This is a genomic window from Desulfovibrio sp. SGI.133 (assembly GCF_050313955.1).
In the GTDB taxonomy this organism is placed as follows: Bacteria; Desulfobacterota; Desulfovibrionia; order Desulfovibrionales; family Desulfovibrionaceae; genus Desulfovibrio.
In genome coordinates this window covers 127689-149253 of the sequence record NZ_JBNPMK010000002.1, presented here as the reverse complement: position 1 = coordinate 149253, position 21565 = coordinate 127689, and the positions used below count along the sequence as shown (strand labels likewise).

General features: G+C 54.6%; 18 protein-coding genes and 1 tRNA gene. 3 read left to right on the top strand and 16 right to left on the bottom strand.

Going from position 1 to position 21565, the window contains the following annotated elements:
* Positions 1 to 574: 574 nt before the first annotated feature.
* The 16 genes from ACQRBR_RS03440 to ACQRBR_RS03365 form a co-directional block, all read right to left on the bottom strand.
* Positions 575 to 3817, bottom strand: coding sequence for a DEAD/DEAH box helicase (locus ACQRBR_RS03440; protein ID WP_427812323.1), 3243 nt, complete (start codon positions 3815 to 3817; stop codon positions 575 to 577).
* Positions 3818 to 3830: 13 nt separating this feature from the next.
* Positions 3831 to 6791 (bottom strand): hypothetical protein, encoded by a 2961-nt coding sequence (locus ACQRBR_RS03435; RefSeq protein WP_427812322.1) that lies wholly within the window; start codon positions 6789 to 6791, stop codon positions 3831 to 3833.
* Positions 6792 to 6948: 157 nt separating this feature from the next.
* A complete protein-coding gene (gene lnu(C) / locus ACQRBR_RS03430; RefSeq protein ID WP_019543803.1) occupies positions 6949 to 7443 on the bottom strand; it encodes a lincosamide nucleotidyltransferase Lnu(C) in 495 nt (164 codons plus the stop codon).
* A gap of 23 nt (positions 7444 to 7466) precedes the next feature.
* Positions 7467 to 8504, bottom strand: coding sequence for an IS1595-like element ISSag10 family transposase (locus ACQRBR_RS03425; RefSeq protein ID WP_002837184.1), 1038 nt, complete (start codon positions 8502 to 8504; stop codon positions 7467 to 7469).
* Between the two features lie 47 nt (positions 8505 to 8551).
* On the bottom strand, positions 8552 to 9739 hold the full coding sequence (locus ACQRBR_RS03420) for a DEAD/DEAH box helicase (RefSeq protein ID WP_427812321.1): 1188 nt from the start codon (positions 9737 to 9739) through the stop codon (positions 8552 to 8554).
* Between the two features lie 11 nt (positions 9740 to 9750).
* Positions 9751 to 10836 (bottom strand): hypothetical protein, encoded by a 1086-nt coding sequence (locus tag ACQRBR_RS03415; protein ID WP_427812320.1) that lies wholly within the window; start codon positions 10834 to 10836, stop codon positions 9751 to 9753.
* Entirely contained in the window at positions 10827 to 12104 is a 1278-nt protein-coding gene (locus ACQRBR_RS03410) for a hypothetical protein (protein WP_427812319.1), read from the bottom strand. The genes ACQRBR_RS03415 and ACQRBR_RS03410 overlap by 10 nt, the downstream gene beginning before the upstream one ends.
* Positions 12105 to 12108: 4 nt before the next feature.
* On the bottom strand, positions 12109 to 12489 hold the full coding sequence (locus ACQRBR_RS03405) for a hypothetical protein (protein ID WP_427812318.1): 381 nt from the start codon (positions 12487 to 12489) through the stop codon (positions 12109 to 12111).
* A gap of 750 nt (positions 12490 to 13239) precedes the next feature.
* A tRNA-Thr gene (locus ACQRBR_RS03400) sits at positions 13240 to 13315 on the bottom strand.
* Between the two features lie 62 nt (positions 13316 to 13377).
* The gene (locus tag ACQRBR_RS03395; RefSeq protein WP_303878141.1) at positions 13378 to 13761 is read right to left on the bottom strand and encodes a hypothetical protein; all 384 of its coding nucleotides are present in this window, start codon (positions 13759 to 13761) and stop codon (positions 13378 to 13380) included.
* Positions 13762 to 13842: 81 nt separating this feature from the next.
* A complete protein-coding gene (gluQRS, locus tag ACQRBR_RS03390; RefSeq protein WP_427812317.1) occupies positions 13843 to 14937 on the bottom strand; it encodes a tRNA glutamyl-Q(34) synthetase GluQRS in 1095 nt (364 codons plus the stop codon).
* A 114-nt stretch (positions 14938 to 15051) separates the two neighbouring features.
* Complete coding sequence (locus ACQRBR_RS03385) at positions 15052 to 15561, bottom strand: rhodanese family protein (RefSeq protein ID WP_006006353.1); 510 nt, start codon at positions 15559 to 15561, stop codon at positions 15052 to 15054.
* A 71-nt stretch (positions 15562 to 15632) separates the two neighbouring features.
* The gene (locus ACQRBR_RS03380; protein WP_427812316.1) at positions 15633 to 16508 is read right to left on the bottom strand and encodes a C40 family peptidase; all 876 of its coding nucleotides are present in this window, start codon (positions 16506 to 16508) and stop codon (positions 15633 to 15635) included.
* Positions 16509 to 16782: 274 nt separating this feature from the next.
* The gene (gene folE2 / locus ACQRBR_RS03375) at positions 16783 to 17574 is read right to left on the bottom strand and encodes a GTP cyclohydrolase FolE2 (RefSeq protein WP_006006345.1); all 792 of its coding nucleotides are present in this window, start codon (positions 17572 to 17574) and stop codon (positions 16783 to 16785) included.
* Positions 17574 to 17993, bottom strand: coding sequence for a nickel-responsive transcriptional regulator NikR (nikR, locus tag ACQRBR_RS03370; RefSeq protein ID WP_006006341.1), 420 nt, complete (start codon positions 17991 to 17993; stop codon positions 17574 to 17576). The genes folE2 and nikR overlap by 1 nt, the downstream gene beginning before the upstream one ends.
* Before the next feature lie 320 nt (positions 17994 to 18313).
* Entirely contained in the window at positions 18314 to 19096 is a 783-nt protein-coding gene (locus tag ACQRBR_RS03365; RefSeq protein WP_204624979.1) for a class I SAM-dependent methyltransferase, read from the bottom strand.
* Between the two features lie 340 nt (positions 19097 to 19436).
* Between ACQRBR_RS03365 and ACQRBR_RS03360 the strand changes: the two genes are divergently transcribed.
* The 3 genes from ACQRBR_RS03360 (at position 19437) to mazG (ending at position 21533) form a co-directional block, all read left to right on the top strand.
* Complete coding sequence (locus ACQRBR_RS03360) at positions 19437 to 19901, top strand: CvpA family protein (RefSeq protein ID WP_427812315.1); 465 nt, start codon at positions 19437 to 19439, stop codon at positions 19899 to 19901.
* Between the two features lie 324 nt (positions 19902 to 20225).
* Positions 20226 to 20714: a CvpA family protein gene (locus ACQRBR_RS03355; RefSeq protein ID WP_303878149.1), complete on the top strand. Its 489-nt coding sequence runs from the start codon at positions 20226 to 20228 to the stop codon at positions 20712 to 20714.
* 21 nt (positions 20715 to 20735) lie between these two features.
* Positions 20736 to 21533 (top strand): nucleoside triphosphate pyrophosphohydrolase, encoded by a 798-nt coding sequence (gene mazG, locus ACQRBR_RS03350; RefSeq protein ID WP_168934459.1) that lies wholly within the window; start codon positions 20736 to 20738, stop codon positions 21531 to 21533.
* The last annotated feature ends 32 nt before the right edge of the window (positions 21534 to 21565 follow it).

Sequence of the window (21565 nt, the reverse complement as noted above, 5' to 3'; positions counted from 1 at the left end):
TTCTGTACTTCCCCTTGTGGCAGACATGGCACCGACCGTTGGGCACAGCCGGTTTGGCCGTACCAAAGGGACTCTTGGAGGAACCACAGGCGCCGCGCTGGCCTCCGGCGCTCACCGTACGACCATTGCAACGGACATCGCCGCAAACATCACATTTATAGATTGTTCCCGGAAAACCGCAGGTGGGACACACAGGCATGACGTACCTCACAGGATTGGAGTGACACTGTCCGGCAGTGAATGTCCCATCCTGCTGCGGGATCGTTCCAGATCGCGAGCCATGTAAAAATATTTCGTTACTTTTTTATTATCCTACTTATATCATTGATTTATTATAAAAAAATAACCTTTCCTGCCTTTTATTGTTCAAGCACTTTTTGCCTTGTTCCGCTCCCCATCCCTGCTGCCTGAGGAATGGCTCCGGTCGTGGAAAAATGCGGGACAAAGCACGTCCCCTTGTTCCGGCATACTCCCGGAATAGATTATCTATTCCTACTATATTTTTAATTTTTTGCAGAAAAAGATAACTACACTTTTTTTTATTCAACAAAACATTGATTCTTCTATGATATATCTAGATCAACTGTCCTTTTTGAAGAAAATTATTGGCTTCATCTATAGCTTCAATAATGATCTTATCTGCATTTCTCTCTTCACAATAAACATGCATAGCACTAAGAGTATATGCTAAGCGCATGACAAATTTATCTTTGAAGGATGCATGCTCATACGGCAAATCTGATTCCGACCTTTTTTGATCTTGAGGAGCAGCATAGTGATATTTGGTAATGTCCTCCCCTCTTCCTCCACGGCACCAGGCAAGAAGGGCAAGTGCACTACGAAAAGCCATGAGGACCTTACGTACCTCCATGCCCGCGATATTTTTACCCAGCGACATGGGGAAATCTTTCCCGGTAAGAATCTGTCGCATCTGCAGAAGAACAGCTTCGATAGCCCTCTCATCCATGAAAGTACGCAACTCGGACCTGAATTCTTCTTCCATTATCTTTTCTTGCTCCCCGGTCGCTTCCAGACGGCCTTGCTGATAACCTGTCAGTCTGAATACAGGTACCTCATCCTCCAGCTCTTCTTGGCCCCACTTAGATTCCTGATGGAAATCCAGGAAGAGGGTCCAGCATTCCCTTGTCATGACCAAGGACAGGAGCACTATGGCCGCATGGGCTTTTTGCGGATATACGGCCATATCCCATCTATCCAGAAGTTCCTGCAACTCCTTGAGAGTGGCTAGGTCTGAACCAGTCTGGCAAACGCTGTAACAGAGCGGCAGCGGGATAAGCAACGTCTTGCCTCTTATCTCTAACCGGCGCAGACATTCAGGAAAATCCTGCTGAAGAAGGGTAAAAAAGTCAGCGATATATTGACGCCAGTCCTCTGTCTCGCAGTCCCTGCGGACCCGTTCCCATGCCCATGTCGACGCGATGAAATCCTGAAGTCGCTCCAACGAACATCCTCTTTCTCTGTTACAGCTGTGCAACAAAGAGTTCATGAGAAAGCGCTGCTGCACCGGAGAAAAGTCTGCCAGCTGCTGGGGAGGGAATCGTTTACGGTCAAGGATAAAGGAGAGATCGGGCTCGGACGCATCCAGACCTTTGATGAACTTTTGGAAAGAATGGAGCTGCTGTTCCGTTGCAGGAACAAAGTTGCTGTAGAGTACCGTAGGAACGATATGGGGACTGGCCAGCCCCTGACGCCCTACGCGGCCCGCTATATTGCGCATTTCGCACGGCCGCAGGTAGGCAAAACGGCTCCCCAGAGGACTGGCCGTGGAGGCATGATCGGTGAAGGATGCCTCGATACCTGCTTGCGGCCATACCAGCTCTTTCAAGATCAGCAGATCAGCGGGCAAATTCACTCCATACATGATGGTACTGGTAGCAAAGGCGATGACAGGCACTCCCTGCTGATAAGGGCATGCCCTGAACATGCTCGCGGAGATTCCACGAGCTGCGTACCCCATGGTCGAGAAATTGAAAAATATCCCTTTACGTGCACATGTAACGATCTGTTCACAGTATTGTTCATTGAATGCTTCTTGCAGCAGGGCGTCATGCAGGCGTGCAAGCCAGGTCTCATCTGTGACCATATCCGGACGGTCTTTGGCCACCAGTTTTCGCGCCAAAGCTAACATCACGGCTGGGCTGTAATGAACATAAAGGACTTTTTCATGCCCCCACATCCATTCTTCTAGCCAATAGATACGAGGATCACCCTCCGTCCTGAAAGAAACATATTTAAGACCTGGATGAGGCGTGATGAGACTTTTCTTTGCATGCAGGTCATCAAAAGCCGTTGGTAAGGAATGAAACTTTTTGTTGACGCGAAATTGGAACCAGGTGTCCGGCTTGCGAAAATGCTGCCTGTCTTCGAGTATGAGTGGAGAACGATCCTTTTCTCTAAAACCAGGATGGATCGTAAGTCGTCCTTTCAAATCAAAATGTTCTGTCGTACAGATGATGAGACGCAGGAAGTCCAGGCCATTGTCTTCATCAAAACGTCTATCAGCCTCATGACAAAGACTCGTCAGGATGATATCGAGAATCCCCCCCCGGGTATAGTCGCATATCATCTGTACTTCATCGACCATCACACAGTTGATATGCCTGATCAGGGTCGTGTCGTGGAAGAAATTGTTCAGCTTTTCATAGACGATGAACAGCGCACGAAAATCCCCATTCCGTATGCGGTCGTCCTGTCCTGCCCTCTCCCCTGTCGAAATGACGATATGTTCTGGCAAGATAGCCTCGACATCTTCCTGCTGGGAAAATTCCGCGGCCAGCTCACAAAAAGCAGCATAGCTCTCCTCCACCAGCATACGGGTCGGGCCCATGTACACGACACGGGCCGTATCGTCATGGAGCACCTCATGCATTAAAAGCAACCGCCCTAGGGTACTTTTTCCCGTCCCGGTCGCCCCCTGCAGGATGACATGCCGCACTTTTTCGCGAGGGGAACCACTATCCCGAAAAAAAAGCTGTTCCCTGGTCTCTGGAGAGAGGGCGCTCTCCAACATGCTCCCGCTCAGGATAGGAGGGCGGGTGCCAGAGGAAGGGAAAGGGGCCCCGCTGCCCAACACAGCGGGGAAGACATCCCTCTCCCAAGTCAGCGGACTGTTCTTCCGCGCTGGTCCCGAGCTATCACAAAAGCGATCCAGGTGGACCATGTGCAGGCTGTGGGCGATCCTGTCTATCCAGCCTTTTCCTTGTTCCAGGGGGATGCAGCGAAGATCTCTGTGCCGTGTCCAGTCAGCGGCCAATTTGTCCAGGCGTTGCGCCAAAGACGGGTTGACCTCAAGCAGCGCGGCCATGTTGCTGAGTTTACCGGAGAAATTTTTTTCATTAGGGCATGCGAAAAGCATCCAGTCCCGCAGCGGCAATTTTTTCAAAATGTCTGCCTGCGGCAATGGACTGGGGGATCTGCTGCCCTGTGCCACAAAGAGAATGACGAGCTCCTGCAAGCTGTCCAGACTGCGATAGCTGCCAAGAACATGCAACGGGAGCAGACAGGGGCAACGTTCCAGCGCTGCCACGAATTCCTCTGGGGAAACGCTGCCTTCCTCCCCGTTTTCCTGCCATGGACGATACTCCAGTATGAGATCTCTCCCCCGCATCAGGATAGCCAGAACCAGCCGCCAAAGTTCTCCATCAGGATGCTTTTTTTGGATATCTTCCAGGGAGAATATGACAGATGCCCCGCTGGCTGTACACCAGAGCCGGGGCCCTGTCGTCTCTGCAGCACGAGTGTGACAAAGAACAAAAGCACTGTCTGCTCTGGGCTGAAGAAGAAAGGCTAGACGCATGGCAACTCCAAGCTCAACAGTTCATGTAGGGAAACACGGGATCTTCCATCTGCAGCACCCCCTGCAGGATATCACCGGAAAGGGAGGTTCGCAGTCCCTCAATGGCTTCAGGGGCCTCGCTGTCGAGAGACCCGGCGATGAGCTGCTGGATACGCAGATGGGAAGGCCCGTTGGCTTTTTGCCTCTGGATCCATTTGCAAACAGCGGTCAGACCCGTCTCCTCCAGCTGACGCAGCAGCAGGGCAAGGCTCATGAGATTGAGCGCGGGCAGCTGGGGCGCGGGGATATCATGGAGGGTGTTCCACGGCAGCCAGACATAGATAAGCTCCCGGGCACTGTTCATATTTTTAATACGCTCCCGGACGCTTTTTACATCACCGATCTCCTTCAGACGGCTCTGGCAGCTCATTGCCTCCTCATACGCTTCTCTATCTTTCGCTGCGTCTTTTTGTCTTTGCAGACTACATTGCGCCTTAACAAGGGTATCCGAAGGATCAAGCAAGACGATGACCAGCTCCCATGCAGAGCTACCTTTCCGTTTACTGCGGATAATGAGCTCATCACCGATCCATCTTGAGCTGAACAAGTCTTCTCTTGGAATACCGCACAAGGCATCTTTGACATGTTTTATCCCCTCAAGCCCATCATATGCATCGTCCCATGAGGGTTTATACGACTGAAAGAATGCTTGCAGCTGTTCAAACGAGGATTTTGTCGTTTCGGAAAAGTTGCCTCGCATGAGTAGAGCACACAAATCAACTGCCGCCCTGCAATAATGTTCTACAGCATTTTTTTGGATGACAGCATATTTTCTTTCAGAGAGTTTTTCCAAATCTCCTCTTATCCTGATATAGGAATCAACAGAATGCTGCATGACTGTTTGCAAATTCGTACCGAATCTTTCCCGGAACATCAGTACGGCCGTACGATTTTGCTGATATTTGCCTGTACCCATAAGCGGTATGCAGTCACTGGGCACCCCATAGCGCATGCGCATGGCCAAGTTCTGAAGAGCGCCCTCATGCTCTGGGCACAGCCGAATCTCTCTGGTTTTGCTGAAAAAACGCAAACACAACAGACAAAGCCAGCAAACACGCTCTCCATAACGGGGAGAAAAGCTGTTGGCCAGGTCCCGCTTATCTTTGGGGAAAGCGAATTTCTGGATCTCATCAGAAGAAGCCCCCCGTGCCCAGGCAAAAAGCGCAGCCAGCAGGCGGGAGAAACTATTGAGCCGGGTGGCATGGTCGGGCATCTGCTTATGCCGGGGCGAGAGAATCAAATCTGCGCAAGAGTGCTCGACATAGTCGGAAATTGCCTTCAGGATTCTGTCTACATCAGATTCCCCATCGGCTCCCTGCGGAAGCGTTTTTTTCACTTCTTGCCGCAGCCACTCCCGCGCCCGCTCATTGCTCTCAATCGATGTCGGCGATACATTGATATCCCGGGACAGCATGTCGAAACTGCGGATGCTGCTCCATAATTCTTCTACAGGAAGCATGCCTACAAGAAGGAGTTCCACGGGCAACGGCTTCTCGAAGCCGGCGATGTCCTGGAGCCACTGGGACATGGGTTCGATAGCCTTCCAGCTCGTGCCCGTATCGATAAGCGCGGACGCCAGATCCGTACAGCTGTAGAGCGTATCCTCATGATAGCTGGATGATTCTACGAGCCTGTTCTTCTGAAAAAGACACGCATCAAAAACGAATCCATAAAGAGCCGAGAGCAGTGTTTCCAGATTCTCTCTGCGCTTTCTCAGATCCTCTCCGGCGCAAAATTGCCACCCGTACATCGATCTTTCAAGAAAATCACGGACTTCTCTCACCGTGGTGCGCTTTCCCTCCATGTTCGAGGCGACGAAACGCAGCGCATCAAGTGCAGAACGAAACGTGATGAATGACACATCATCCAAAGACCTGACGGTATCACGCGCAAGGATGCCATCTTCCGCATCCCTGTCCAGGGTCTTCACCCGGAACGCACTATCCTCGCCATACAGGTTCAACACATACCTGATATCGTTTTTTAGAGGGATGCCGCTCCCGCTCAGCGCAATGAAGGCACAACAGGCACTTTCGTGTGTACTTTTTCCCAAACGGCCTGCGCGCCCCAGGATATTGAAGAACAGGTTGCGCTTGATGAAGTTCCCCTCTCTGGCTCCGGCAACAGGATCGCTCTCCCGGAGATAGGTAAGATAGATGGCATCAGCCGGAAAATTGACACCATAGGCCAAAGCTTCCGTCGTCAGCAGGATCTGCGTCTTGTCGCAATCCTTCTGAAAAGCCCTGGCCATCTCTTCCCGCAGCGTGTAATCCAGCGGAGAATAGTAGACGAAGATACCGGCTTGTATCCCCTTGAGCAGAATCTTCTTTTCGTCTCCATTAATAAAACTGGTCTCCAGGGCTTCCTTCAATCTTTCTACGGTCCCTGGCGTACAAAATACCTCGCCATCGGCGTTCTTGAGGCGACATGAGCTCAGACTCTCGACGGCTCTGTATATCGCCGCAATGGAATCAAAGACAGCAATGACTTTTTTGTGCGGCGTATGCTTTTCGGGATGTCGGCTGTTGAGCATGACCAAAGGATCGAATCTGACATTTTCCTCTGTGTACAGCTCTCTTGCGATGCGCCGCTGTTCCCTCTGGGAAATACCGTCCACCGTGCCGCGCAGACTAGCGATCAAAGATGTCTTCTCGCCGGCCAATAGGTAATGGTCCACAGGAAGAGGGCGATGCGGTATGGAAAGTAAGGAAACGGGTTTACCGAGGCTGCGCAGGAAGTTCTTTACGGTGTCCGCCCCCTTGTCTTCCGTCGTGATGCCGATAAGCCGGACTTCATCCTGCCAGCGCATGGACAAGACTTTGCCCATAAAGAGATCCAAAATACCACCACGATCCTCATCACAAAGCATGTGGAGCTCATCGATGATGATGATATCCGGCCTGCGCCCCTCAGCCTGTAATGACAGCATGTTCATGAAAAGGTTGGCCTTTTCATATACGGAGAAAAGAATAAGATAATCGCCCCGCAGGACCTGGCCATCTTTTTCGTTTGGCTATGTCACAACAAACAGTTGATAAATAGCCATTTTTATAGGGGAGTATCAGAACTCCCCTACAAACTGTTATTTGCAGTTATCTATACTCATTTGGAATTTCGATATGAAGTGTCTCACACAATAACTTCACATCATGTGCATCATTTTCATCAAACTCGTATCCCAGATGGAACATTACTTGACTATATGGTTCAATACAGGAAACCTCTATTTCCTCAATTCTTCCTTTACCCGAAAAAGTTTCTACCGGAAAACAATCCCCATCATAAAGAATTTCACCTTCGTCCGTATATTCAAAACAATGCAAATCAATAATTCTGTTTTTCAAATCTTCCCATACAGTATGGTTCAATGTTGTATATTCCATCTTAATCTCATAAAAGCCATTAGCTTTCATTATTTCTATAAAGTTCTGATAATCGTTCTTTTCTACAAAAATGTCAATATCATTATGGGCTCTTGACTGATATCCAAGAAGAGCATCTACACCCCATCCACCATCAAGAAAGACTTTAATCTCCGCATCTATTGCAAATTGAAGAATCTGTTTTACATCTGTTATATTGACCATCTTATCATCTCCACAAATTCTAATTAGGCGACCAGAGGAACTGCTGGTCTGTTTGATAAATCTCTGCATTTAGCAGTTTTCAATGTTGCCAAAACAAAAGTTAAGAAGATGTTCCTTTTCTCCATGTCGCTTTCTTTGGCGTAATTTACAAGGTTATTCCACACAAGATAGTTGTTCAGATACTTGGTAGAAACACCGTTAAAGCCACGCATAAACCTCTTTAGCTGGCTATGGTAGCTATTGATATGTTGGATATTATAAATGCCTTTCTTGGCTTTGCCAGTCTTTAACTGCACAAGGTCAATGCCATTGGCATTTGTAAATCTCACATAGGAGTTCATCTTGTCCGTAACAAGAGTGGAATTGGTCTTAATCCTACCATCATAAATATGATGTAAATCTCTTGTAGAAACTCTACCAGTATTCGTAATCTTGGAGATAGACAAGCCATTCCTATTAACCGCACAAGGAACACATACCTTTTCTTGGGACAAGCCTCTGATATGTGTAGAATGACCACGCTTATGAGCCTTGCGTGGCATAGCAAATGTCTTACTCTTGCTATGATTGCCCTTGTACGAGATGGCGAAAAAAGTTTCGTCAGCCTCAATAATGCCGTCAAGGGTAACATCGTCTGCCATATTCTGAAGTGCATCCAAAATCTTGTGTCTCCAAAGGAATGCGGTGTTTCTGTGAATCCCACAAGCAACAGCAGTCTTACGAATGGATAAGCCATTCATCATACAATCAATGTACTGCTCCCACACGGACAAGTCTTTTCTTGTACCAGACACAATGGAGTTCGTAGCAATCACGAAGGACTTGCCACAATCCTTACATACATATCGCTGTGTGCCATCTTTACGATGACCATTGCGAACCACATGGATACAGCCACAAAGAGGGCATACACGACCATTTGCAAAGCGTTCCTTTGCTACGAAATCTTCAATATTCAAAGACTTTACAAAGGCAGGACTTAAAAGCATTGTTTTAAGGCTTTCCTGCTCTGCGACAGTCAACTTACCGATAATATCTAATGCGTCTTTGATAGTAGGCATATCCAATTACCTCCTTCGGTGGTACTGTTTCTTACCATTATTATACGCTATTTCTCGTCAAAAATCAACCATTTGTTGTGACAGAGCCTTTCGTTTTTTTCTCCCGTGGACAGGACAAATCTGGAATCATCAGCAGTTACAAGATCTTCTATAAGCTGCCGGTACTCCCCCTTCCCTTCGTCCTTATCCAGATCCTTGGCGCGTGCACGCAAGGATTCCAACAGGTCACAAAAATCCTGATAAACTTCATATACCAGGGCGCGCGTGGGCGCGATGTATACAGTCTGTTTTCCCTGGGCCAACGCATGGAGCATCAGAGCTTTGGCCAGCGTTGTCTTGCCGGTACTCGTGGAGCCGGAAAGCACAAGAGAGGAGTCTCCGAAGACGATATCGCGATATGGCTTCCCTTCTTCATCCTGCTCGTGCATGACTTTCCAAGGAAAGGTATCCCTGCTCATGCCGGCATCTCCCAGGGATTTACCGCCCCCATGGAAAATTTTGTGCAGCATCCGCTGCTCCTCCTCATCGCCAGCCAAGGCGGCAAGAAAGAGATCATACAAGCGGGGCTGCTGCGTAGTTATTTCCTCAGTGGCAGACAGCATGGAGCGTTGACTGTCATCCCGCTCCCGCAAGCCCAAAAGGTCCGCCAATTTTTTCTCCCAGTCTCTGGCCGCCAGCAGGATGAGTAATTTTTTCTCTCGAATCCTGCGCTGGAGATCCTTCTTTCTGACAGTATCCAGATCTAGCGTTTCATATTCCTCCTTAACGATCGTCATGCCCTCTAAATCAGGCTTATTTTCCTTGGAAAGTACGAAGAGGTCCATCTCGTACCGTAAGCAGAGCTTTACTTTCGCCTCCATGTCACTGACCCGTTTGGCCTTGTCCACGCCATCGTCATCATAGGCGCTCCTAACACTGATGGCGATCTGAAGGGGGTCACCTCCATCCTCCATGGCATCGACATCATATTTTTCAAAGAAGGAGACACAGCCTGTGGCGGAGGGACCAGAGAAACGAAGCTCACTTATGTTAAAACCGCGGGCATTCAGCTCGATAGGCAAGCGTTTGGCGACACGGAGCAAAGGCTGCCAGAATCTATCGTCTGTCTTCTCCGGCAGGTCCTGGGGGAAAAGCCCCGGCTTTTCCCCCCTCTTCAGGGTAAGGCTGCACAGGACAGATTCTGATCCCCCGGAATTGGCTTTGGCTACTGTGGGAAAGTAAAGCGGCGTGGGCATGTCGACATCTCCTAACGGGGAGAACCAGTATTTTGGAAAACCAGCAGGGTACAGCGGTTGAAATCTTGTTCGTCCAATCCGCAATGGCGAATTTGCGCGGCATCGGAATCCACGATGACCCGGGTGCTTTCTTCACCTTGCTCATTTTTTACGGAGACGGGCACATCATCCAGCAGCAGCATGACGGCATAGGTCGTATGGGAGGGAATGTAATCAAAACTGTATGACAGTTGGCCGTCATCATACTCTACAAGACAGACATTCCTCTCATCCCCTTCTCCGAACTCTAGTTTCAGCATGGCCGAGGCCGCCGCAACAGCATAGAGGGAATCATCTCTGGCGACCACCGAAACAGGCGACCAGCGCTCTCCTTCTCCAAGCTCGTCGAAATATTTTGCGATCTCCTGTCGCTGCTGTTCCTCGTAGTATGCCTCCGTCAGCTCCATAACTGTACTCATAGCCTTCATGGCAAAATGCATGCTATGGAACAGCTCATGTTGCCGGAACATATCGATGGGACTCCCTTCTTCAGGTCCTTCCTGCTCCTGCTGTGCATGGAACAAAAGATCGCCCGCCGCGATCAGTCCCGCTCTGACCTTGCCCACATACACGTCGAGCCATGACGTGGGCACAGAGTAGACATTCCAGAATTCAGCAAAGCAGTCAGAAGAATCATCCGTCAAAGAGATATCGCCCTGATGCTTAAGAGCGCCGAAGCTACTGATATGGGCCACCCGCGCGACATCATAGGGCAAAACATCCAGCACGAGCACTTGGGGAGCGTGATAGTAACATGCATAGGCACCCCAGCCTCCATAACTTTGGCCCAACTGCCATACCTGGCCCGGTTCGAACTGCTGGGGAACCGTCTGGGCAAAGATGTCCTCATTGAACATATCCGCCAGTTTCTCAAAGGCCAGTTCCCCGGCAAGGATCTCTGAGGATTCGAGCCGGGAACGGCACCGCGCACAATGGTCGAGATGCTCCTGCAACTCTGCCCCGTGTTCTTTCTCCATGAGAACAGCGGCGCTGGGGCAGAAACGCTCCTGTTCAGCCAGTGCTACCATCTGAAGAAGCTCTTCTCTGGTCAGTTCCATTTTTTCGTCTCCTGAGATGCATCGAGTGCCTGGAGGGCGTGTTCCATCTCTTCCCGCCACTCATCCCGAACAACAGAAAGAATCTCCTCGAAATAGTATTTTTGCAAGGTGCTGGCTCCCTCGTCACTATCGCAGAGACGATGCATATCCAGCCACAAATCGGCTTTTTCGATGGCAGTTCGCAATTTTTGTGCGGCCTTGACGCACTTTTCCTGTATTCGCCCAGAGGATTTCTGCCCGATAACCCTGCAGATCTTGGTTTGCGGCATGCCATCAAACTTGCAGCACAGCAGAAGGGCTTCTTTCTGATCCAGCGAACGCACTACGGTCCTGATCCGTTCACTGTTTTTTTCGACAAAACTGCAAAGATAGTCCCTTTCCTGCGTCCAGCGTCTGGTGCCGGGGATCTGCGATTCCTCGATTTCCCCCGGGACCTTGTCCTCATCTCCAGAGGAAGAGGATATCGCAAGGAAATTTTTACTCTCGAAGTAGGTATAGCATCTGGGAAGAATATCCATGACCATATCCAGACTGATCAGATAGGAGCAGCTGAATAGTGTGGCGACATGCTGGAACAGCTGCTCGCAGAACTGGTCAAGTTGTACCGCGCTGGGCCCTTCACGCTTCCCGGTGCACTCGCCGTCCTTGTAGATGGGCTCTTCCCCTTTCCAGAAGTCTTGATCGCTCAATGTTGGCTTGAAACTGGAAGCGATCTCATCTACATACTCTCGAAAAATTAACAGGGACAAACAAGGAAGCTCCCTAGAGCCATAGGTGAAAAAGGTTCCAGCGACCTCTTCGACGATTCGCTTATTCTCACGCAAGACAGTCTGAAAACGCTTACGATAGTATCCCCGGCGCCGAAGGACTGAACCCAGATCCTCGTCGAACGCTTGAAGGGGGTCCGCGTCTTTCTGCGCCCCCGGGCTATGACTATAGCTATTTTCCCGCTCCCTATACCATAATTCGAACCTATATTTCAGCCCTTTTGGTGATTTGAGAGCACTTGTCAAGGTATTTCTCTCTTCCCCTTTCTTCTCTGACATATAAAGACTTAATAAACATACATAAATATCGTTTATAAAAACATTTTTGTTACAATAATGTTTTGAAATATCTTTATTTATTACGTAAATTGCATTCTCAAGAAGTTTTTTGCAGGCATCATGCATCCTGTTGACTGATCTTACATACCCTTCTGAATTGTCAGATACAGGGAACAACCTTTCTCGAGTGCATTTCCTATCATCTGTATTTTTTCCAGACATCGGATTATCCTTTGATATCATCGTCTTTCACGACTCCCATGCAATACAGAGGAAGATAGTCTCTGTGCTCTATATTTGTAAAATCCTCTTTGAATCCCTCTTCGTAGCAAACACCACGTGGGATACTAAAACGATGTTCTTCAACAAGATAGGTCGTATCACGGATGATATGCTTTGTGCTCGTGCATGCACCGCCCCTGATATATCGTCTGTCATCCTTATCATACCAGTTTTTACGGCTACATGGACAAACTTCAGGGCCATAAGACGTGATAGCCAAAACAAAAATGGGATGTGTTGTCTTTTTGCTATGTTCCTCTGTTACCGGAAAGCCTCCAACAGTCCATTTGAAAAGCGTTGCATTGCGTACTCCTGTAAAAAACATGTTCCTCTTCCACCTCGGCAGGTTCATATTTTGAGGAAATATACTGTAATTCTGCATAATTATACCCCCAATCAGCTCCTTACATAGCAACACATGCAATATAACCGCAAAGTATACTCAAAAAAGGATTTAAAGAAAAGTATTGAACCATATACAATAAAATCATCATGTTATTTCCTCGCTACGGCTAAAAACATTTCCTGCAGGCCTGTACCTTCTCCGTGGACTCCTGATGAGCATCCTGGCTATTTCTTTTTCCGGAACTGTACGAAGAATTTTCACACCCTTGCAAAAATTTTTTGTTTTTTTCTGAACGCCCCTACCGAATGAGGTATCCCCATAGCGTACCGATCGGAAACCAGACGCAGAGATTCACTTCCATTCAGTCTGGCTGACTCCAATCTTCCTTTGTGTAAAATTACTATAAGAGAAAAAATTTTCTGCGCCTTCTTCCCCCTCAATTGTAAATAACATTATAGTTATTAAATAATTTATAATACCTGCTAATATATTAACAGCAAGCAATATTTTACCAACTATAAAATACTTATTATATATTTAATACTTATTTAAATCATATCAACACAACCAATTGATAATATAGTCATTTCTATTTTTATCCGCGTACTAACTAAACAAAAAAAGACACCCGCTATTGGGTGTCTTTTTTGTTTAGCCTCTACGACGTTCGACGGACTAAAGGCCACAAAAAAAGCCCTTACGGAAAATTCCGTAAGGGCTTATTTTTTATGGAGCCAGCTAAGAGACTTGAACTCTTGGCCTGCTGATTACGAATCAGCTGCTCTACCAACTGAGCTAAGCTGGCGGACGGCTTGTTGTGTCAAAATATGGCCGGACTGTCAAGCGGAAATATGCCCGGCTCGGGGATCAGTCCGCAGTCCTTTCCAGATACAGGGGGATGACGTGCAGGCTGCGGCTGATTTCTTCAGTATGACCCAGCCACCAGCGGACTTTATCGCCGGGCCAGCCCAGTTTTTCCGCCACGGCACGGGCCACGCCCGCCACATTGAGGATGGGATGGCGCTGGAAGACCTGCGGCAGTCCGTAGGTCAGATTGCAGGCAAGACATTTTCCGGGACGCTGATGCAGCTCAAAGGCCAGTTCCGCCTTCCCTTCTCCTTCGGAGCGGCAGACCAGAACGATGTCATAAGCGCCTTCCTCAGCGCCGCCGAACAGTGCGTCGAAAAAAGCCTCAGTGCGCTCCGGAGGGAACACACTTTCAAGAAAGGCCTTATCAAGAACCTTGCTCATATTGCCTCCAGCCCGACAACGGGCAAGAAAATTTCAAAAGCTAAAGATAGCTTTTTTTTTCATAAAAGACAAATCCACCCATCAGCAAGGCAGGCACAAGGGCCGCAACCAATCCGGCACACAGGGCAGGTCCCGCAGGCAAACGTCCTGCCGGGGCAGGCGCTCCAGCCGGAAATCCGCCAGCAGATCCGCTGCCGCCAGCGGTCGTATGTCCGGGCGCAGACCTGCCAGACGGGCCAGCACGCCCACGATCTCCGCCGCCGCGACGCCCTGACGGCGCAGCTCGCGCACCCCCAGGCTCTGATGGCGCTTGGCCAGCCGCTCCCCCTGTCCGTCCAGAAGCAGCGGGATGTGCGCATAGACGGGCGGCTCGAAGCCCCACAGACGCAGCAGGGCCAGCTGGCGCGGCGTGGACGTCAATATGTCGCGGCCCCGCACCACCTGGGTGATGCCCATCAGGGCATCGTCCAGGGCCACGGCCAGCTGGTAGGCCACCACGCCGTCGGAACGGCGCAGGGCGAAATCGCCGCCGCAGTCCTCCAGAGTGAAAGATTGCTCGCCCAGCAGGCCGTCCTGAAAATGGAAACGTCCCTCGGGGCAGCGCAGACGCAGGCAGGCACGCCGCCCCTGGGCCTCGCGCTGACGCCGTTCTTCCGGGCTCAGATGACGGCAGGTACCGGGATAAGGTGCCCCGGCATCATCCACATGGGGCGCTCCGGCCAGCTGGCGCAGCTCCTTGCGGGTGCAATAACAGGGATAGACCAGCCCGGCACGGTCCATGGCATCCAGCGTCGCATCATACAGGGCCGCGCGGGCGCTCTGGAAATAAGGGCCGCACGGGCCCTGCTCCACCATGTCGCCCTCGGCCGGGATGATACCGTCCACGGCCGGGCCTTCGTCCCAGTCCAGCCCCAGCCAGCGCAGATCCTCCACCAGAGCCCGGGCATATTCGGGACGCGAACGCTGGGGGTCGATGTCCTCCATGCGCAGGACCAGCGTCCCTCCGGCGCTGCGTACCGCCAGCCAGGCCAGGAGGAAGGCCCAGGCATTGCCCAGATGCATGTAGCCCGTGGGGCTGGGGGCCAGCCGTCCCCGCACGGGACGGGAAGAGGCTGACGGCGCAGGATGGTAACGATAGGCTTGCAGGCTGCGGGGCAGTGCGCAGGGGATGGTCATGCCGCCTCCGGAAACGCCCGTACGGGTCGTCTGGGTGTGAAGGATATGAACGAAAGGGGAAGGGCCCCTGGCAAGGAGCACCTTCCCCTTTGGGAAAATCTGTCTGCGCGGAGACTATTTCTTGTTCCACGGCATACGGGCCAGCAAAAGACCCAAGCCGCAGAAGCCCGTCACCCCGGCAAAGACCAGGCCCGCGCCCACGAAAGCGCTCAGCCAGAGCCACTGGGGCCAGGCAAGGCTCAGGGCCAGGCCCAGCAGCACCATGCCGCCCGCGCCGATCTGGATCTGGCGGAACATGGGCAGGCTGCGGCGGCTGCGCACCACGGGAAGACCGGCCTTGTCCCAGGCCGTGGCCCCGCCTTCCATCTGCCAGGCCTCACCGGCGGCCAGCTGTTCCAGAAGGTCGCTGTTGTTCTTGGTGCGGCGGCCCGAATTGCAGGTGAAGACCACGGGCTTGTCCGTCACGGGACGGAAATCCTGCCAGCGGATGACCGACAGGGGGGCGATCTCCGCGCCTTCGATGCGCAGGGACTCCACTTCATCAGGTTCGCGTATATCCACAAGCCGGATCTCGCCGGCTTCCAGTTTCCTTTTGACATCCTGGGGGCTCATGAGAGGAAGCATGATCGACTCCCGTGTATGCCGGACCTGTGGCCCGGGTCATGCCGTCCTCCCGTTGCCGACAAAAGGACGGACTATTTCTTGGTATTGCGTCCCTGCTTGCCGGAGCTCTTCTTGCTGCTGCTCTTTTTCTGGACGCTGCTCTTGCTTTTGCCGCGACTGCTCTTCTTGACGCTGCTCTTCTTGCTGCTGCCCTTCCGGCTGACGCTGCTCTTGCTCTTGCTGCGGCTGTTGTTCTTCTTGACGCTGCTCTTCTTGTCACGCGAGCTCTTCTGGCTGACACCGGCCTTGCTCTTGCTGCGGCTGTGCGAGATCTCGCGCACGGCCTGCTCTTCGGCATAGGCGGCCATGCGCAGTTCCTCGGCACTGAAGGCGTCGCTGCCTTCCACGCGTCGGGCTCCCATGAAGGTAGTTCTGAAATACGGGTCGTCAAGGCTGTTGATGCGCACACGCGTCCGGCGACGGGGGCTGTGGACGAACTTCCCGTCCCCCACATAGATGCCGGTATGGTAGCCGCGGCGGGGATGGTGGAAGGCCACGATGTCACCGGCGCGCATGTCTTCCACGCGGGTGATGCGCTTGCCTACGGCCGACTGCTCCCGGGCCGTGCGCGGCAGGTTGATACCCACGCTCTTGTAGGCCCACTGGACGAGGCCGGAGCAGTCGAAACCGCCGGGATTGCGCCCGCCGGGCACATAGGGGGTACCGATGGCGGAACGGGCCACCTGCACGGCCTTGGCCTGCCGGGGACCGCCCTCCTCGGCGCTTTCATCGAAAACGGCTTCATAGGAGCGGCGGAAGCGGGCTTCCTGCGCCGCGCGCTGGCGCTGCGCATACCAGGATTCTTCAGGATAACCGGAAGAGCCGGACCCGGAATGGGAGGCGCAACCGGCGCTCAGGGCCAACAGGCCCATGGCAAGGGGTATCAGCAGTCTTGGGACAAGACGCATGCTTTCTCCGGGGTAAGAAATCGCAACCAAAAACGGGGGAAGGGCCCGGGCGGCAGGGAAAAGCCCCGCATGCCGCCGGCAAAGGGACAGTCCCTGAGGGGGACAGGACGACGGCCGGACAGCCTGCCCTGCCCCAAGGCCATACGAAACTTGGGCGTGAGAGTATTAGCACAGGCTGCTGTCAAGTGTAAAAAACTTTTTGGGAAAAATTTTTTGACCGCAGTATCGTGCAAAAAAAAGGAAGCCGGGCTCTTCCGGCTTCCTCAGGTGTGGGCTAAGCCTGTTCGTCCTGCGTTCGCAGGTCGCGTTCGATGCAGGCAAAGGCGTTGTGGCTGTGGATGGATTCCATGCTCTCCACCTCCACGCGGAACCAGCGCACATGCTCGTGCTCCGTCAGGCGCTGGGCCACGTTGCGCACCACATCCTCCACGAAGGTGGGCTGGGCGAAGGCGTGCTCGGTGACGTATTTCTCGTCCTCGCGCTTAAGCAGGGTGTAGACGGCGGATGAGCCCGAAGCCTCGGCCATTTCGATGAATTCCTCGATCCAGCTGAAGCCCGACATGCGCACGGCCAGATGGATCATGGTGCGCTGGCTGTGCGCGCCCTCGCGGCTGATGGCCTTGGAGCAGGGGCACACGGTCATCACGGGCACATCCACTTCCAGCAGGAAGGACTGGCCCTTCTCGTCCAGCTCGCCGGTCAGGCGGCATTCATACGAGATGATGCTCTTGATGCCCGACGAAGGCGCGGGCTTGTGCACGAAATAGGGGAAGCAGAAGCGCACATAGGAACGGCGCGCTTCCAGGCGTTCCTTGACCGTGGCCAGCAGGCGGCGCACCGACTGGTAGTTGATTTCGTCGTTCCATTCTTCCAGCGCTTCGATGAAGCGGCTCATGTGCGTGCCCTTGAACGAGGCGGGCAGATCCACACCAAGGTCCACCCGGGCCACGGTCTGGCGGCTGCCCTGGGCGCGGTCGCGCACCAGCAGCGGCACGGTGATGCCGCGGATACCGACGCGGTCGATATTGATGGGAACCTTGGGGGCATGGCGTTGCACGTCTTCCATTATGCGAGATCCTGTCCTGTAGTTGTACCGCTGAAGGTGCCGTGCTTGACACCCTTGCAGGAAATGAGCTTGTCGGCCAGCGCCCGCACGCGGGCGGCCTCGCCTTTGAGGATGAGCACCTCAAGGCAGTTGTGATGGTCCAGATGCACATGCAGAGTGGCGATGATGATGTCATGCTCGTCGTGCTGCATCTGGGTCAGGCGACGGGCCAGGTCGTTCTTGTGATGGTCATAGACCAGGGTCAGCGTGCCTGCACCCTGGCCGTCGGCCTGTTGCCACTCCTCGGCCACAAGGGCCTTGCGGATGAGGTCACGGATGGCTTCGGAGCGGTTGCTGTACCCTTTGACGGCACACAGGGCGTCGAAAGGTTCCAGCAGCTCTTCATCCAGAGAAACACCAAAACGTGTCAGTTTTCCCATTGTTCGCCCTCATGCGGCCGGGACACCGTCCGGCGGTGCCCGGTGGTGAATCTAGCAAAATCTTCCTGAAAATCCAGAGGCCTTTCTCCGCCCCTGCCCGCTGGAGCGGCGCCTTTCACGAAAAAACGTGCCGGGAAAGGGGCAGGCAGACCGGATGTCGGCCACAGAAGCGCACCCGTTATACCGGGCCGCTGCGGCAAGGGATACGGAAGGCCCTGCCTGCGCATACAGCCGTATGCCTTGCGGGGACAAGCCGCCCTTATGCAGGCAACCAGCGCCGGCTACCGGAGCGGGAGGGCTCCAAGGGCCATGATCCGGGCCTACGCGGGCCGGACGCGGCGGCGTATCTCCCATACGGCCACCGTGACGGGCACGGGCTGGGCATACAGGGGTTCCACACGCTCGGTGAACACGCGCCGCCCTTCCAGACCGCCGCCGTGCAGGGCCTGCAGAAAGGCCTCGTACACGCCGCGCCCGGGCTCGGCCACCCAGGCCGCGCCGTCGTCGGCCAGCACATGGGAAAGAAAGTGCATCACCGGCGCCACAAAGCGCTTTTCGTACATGATGTCGCCGCCCCACAGGCGGAAGATGCTGCGAGGCCGCACGGCGGGCTGCCGCCAGTCCATGACGGTCCACAGGGGCGAGGTCACCCCGTTGTGCCGAGCGTTGAGGCTGGCGAAGTGCAGGGCCTCTTCCTCATAGTCCATGCCGATGACCTGCGCGCCCAGCCACTGGCCCACCATGGCCGTGAGCCCCAGGCCGCAGCCCAGGTCGAGACAGGGGCGCCCGGCGATCTCGGCGCGGCGCTCTTCCAGCCAGCGGCACAGGGCGATGCTGGACGGCCACAGTTCCGTCCAGTAAGGCAGGCGTTCGTCCTCAAAGTTCTGCGGATCGTCCAGCATGGCGTTCCACAGGGTCTCCAGGTCGGCGGCGCGCTGCAGGCGCCACAAACGGCCGCAGGCCCGCACGGAGATGAAGGGCGTGTAGGCCGTCAGGCCGTGGCTTTCCTCTTCGGCTCCGGGAGCGGTCTCCGCCGCCGGAGCTTCCGTACTGTTGCAGGCCAGTCCGGCCTGTTCCAGCAAGTTTCCCAATCGCGTATCCATCCCGCAAGCATAGCGTATCGGCCCCCATCTGTACAGACGGACGGATTGTGTCCTGCCGCCCTGCCCCGGCAGAGGGATGCGGGCGCGACGGCTCCCGGAGGGGAGCAGGCCCACCATCCTCCACGCACTGGAGCGGAACGCTTCCCCGGTTCCTCTCCCCCATGGCTCCGGCCCGCCGGCCCTGCCCGCACTGGTGGACGGATTGTGCCCCGTACCCCCTTTTACTATACTGTCCGCGTACCTGCGTGCAGGGATGCGCATAGGGCGGGCCGCGGGGATGACCGGGGACCGTGAGCCGCCATCTCCTGCAGCGCATGACCTCCAGCCTGCGGAGGAGCTTATGGGACAGATCATCTCCGACGGCATCATCGTGCTGGCCCTGGCGGTCTTCGCGGTCCGTGGAGCCTGTACAGGTCTTGTGGGCGAGGCGGCCAGCCTGCTCTCCCTCGTGGGCGGCTTCTGGGTGGCCTCCCATTTCTACAGCGTGCTGGCCCAGCACCTGACCTTCATCACGGCCTGGCGCGACCTCGCCAGCTACGTGCTGCTCTTCCTGGCCGTGTTCATCGCCGTAGGCCTGCTGCAAAAGCTGCTGCCCTTCTCCTGCACGGGCTGGATCGACAAGGTCGCCGGCGGCCTGCTGGGCCTGGCCAGGGGCGTGCTGATCATGGCCGTCATCCTGCTGATCCTGCAGACGATCTTCGGCAATGCCGGATTCCTGCGCCATTCGCGCGTCCTGCCCTGTTTCGCCCCCATCATGGTGCAGGTGCATGACTGGGACTGGCTGCCGCCCGGTTTTCCCGGATGACTGGACTGCTGACCGGAAGACCGTGTGTCTCCGCTCCATCTCCGACTAGCTTCACCGCTGTCTGAGCCGCCTGGCCCAAAGGCGCCGTACCGCCTGTCCCGGCGCATCGGCCCGGTGCCTCCTTTCTTGCGGCCCTGGTCTGGCAGCCCGACTCCGGCGGCCCCCGCCGCCCCGACGGACGGATTGTGTCCCGCCCCCCCTTTTGCTATGCTGCCCGCGTACCTGCGTACAGGAGCGCGGACGCGACGGCCGCCGGGAAGGACCGGGGACCGTGGATTGTCGCGGCCTGTGGCGCGGGAAGACCTTCATTCCCGCAGGGAGCTTATGGGACAGGATATTTTCGACGTCATCATCGTGCTGGTCCTGACGGCCTTCGCGGCCCGCGGGTTCTGGACCGGCTTCGTGGGCGAGGTCGCCGGGCTGATCTCCATCGTGGGCGGCTTCTGGGTCTCCCACCATTTCCACACCGTGCTGGCCCCGCACCTCACCTTCATCACCGAACCGGCCTGGCGCAACATCGCCAGCTATGTGCTGCTCTTCCTGGGCGTGCTCATCGCCGTGGGTCTGCTGGCGCGGCTGCTGCAAAAGCTGCTGGCTTTCTCCTTCGTGGGCTGGATAGACAAGCTCACCGGCGGCCTGCTGGGCCTGGCCAAGGGCGTGCTGCTCTGCGCCGTGGTCCTGCTGCTGTTGCAAAAACTCTTCGGCGATGCCGAATTCCTGCGCAACTCGCGCGCCCTGCCCTATTTCAATTCCCTGATAAGCCAGGTGCGCGGCTGGCTGCCGCCTGACCTCATCAGCCGTTTCGGACTTTAACCCTCCACAAGGAACAGTTTCATGAAAAGCGCTCTGGAAGAATTGCAGGCCGTCATCGAGCGGCTGACCGATGCCGAGAACGGCTGCCCCTGGGACAAGGAGCAGACCCCCGAAAGCCTGACCGAATACCTTATCGAGGAAAGCCACGAGCTGGTCAGCGCCATCCGCTCCGGCAACACGGCCGACGTGTGCGAAGAACTGGGCGACGTGGCCTTCCTGCTGCTCTTCGTGGCCCATCTGTACCAGAAGCGCGGCCAGTTCAGCCTGGACGACGCCCTGAACAACAACCGGGCCAAGATGGTGCGCCGCCATCCCCATGTGTTCGGTGACGTGACCTTCGACAATCTGGACGAGCAGCTCAAGACCTGGGAAAAGATCAAGCGCGCCGAGCACACCGATGCCGAAGGCAAACCCCAGGGCCTGTTCGACTCCCTGCCCTCCAGCCTGCCGCCGCTGACCAAGGCCTACCGCATCCACTCCAAGGCCGCCCGCGTGGGCTTCACCTGGCCCGAGGACGAAGAAGTGGAGCAGCAGGTGGAAGCCGAATGGCTGGAATGGCTGGACGCCTCCGCCGGGGACGACGCCGAAGCCCAGAAGCACGAACTGGGCGACCTGATCTTCAGCATCACCGAGATGGGCCGCCGCAAGGGCATCAAGGCCAGCGAAGCCCTGGACCTGGCCACGGCCCGCTTCCTGCGCCGCTTTGCCCGCATGGAAGAACTGGCCCGGCAGCAGGGGAAGGACTTCCCCGACCTGTCGCTGGATGAGAAGGATGAGCTGTGGAACGCGGCCAAGGAAGAAGAAAAGGCCGCCCATTAGCGACCTTTGCCCTTTGGCGGCTTTTGACGGTC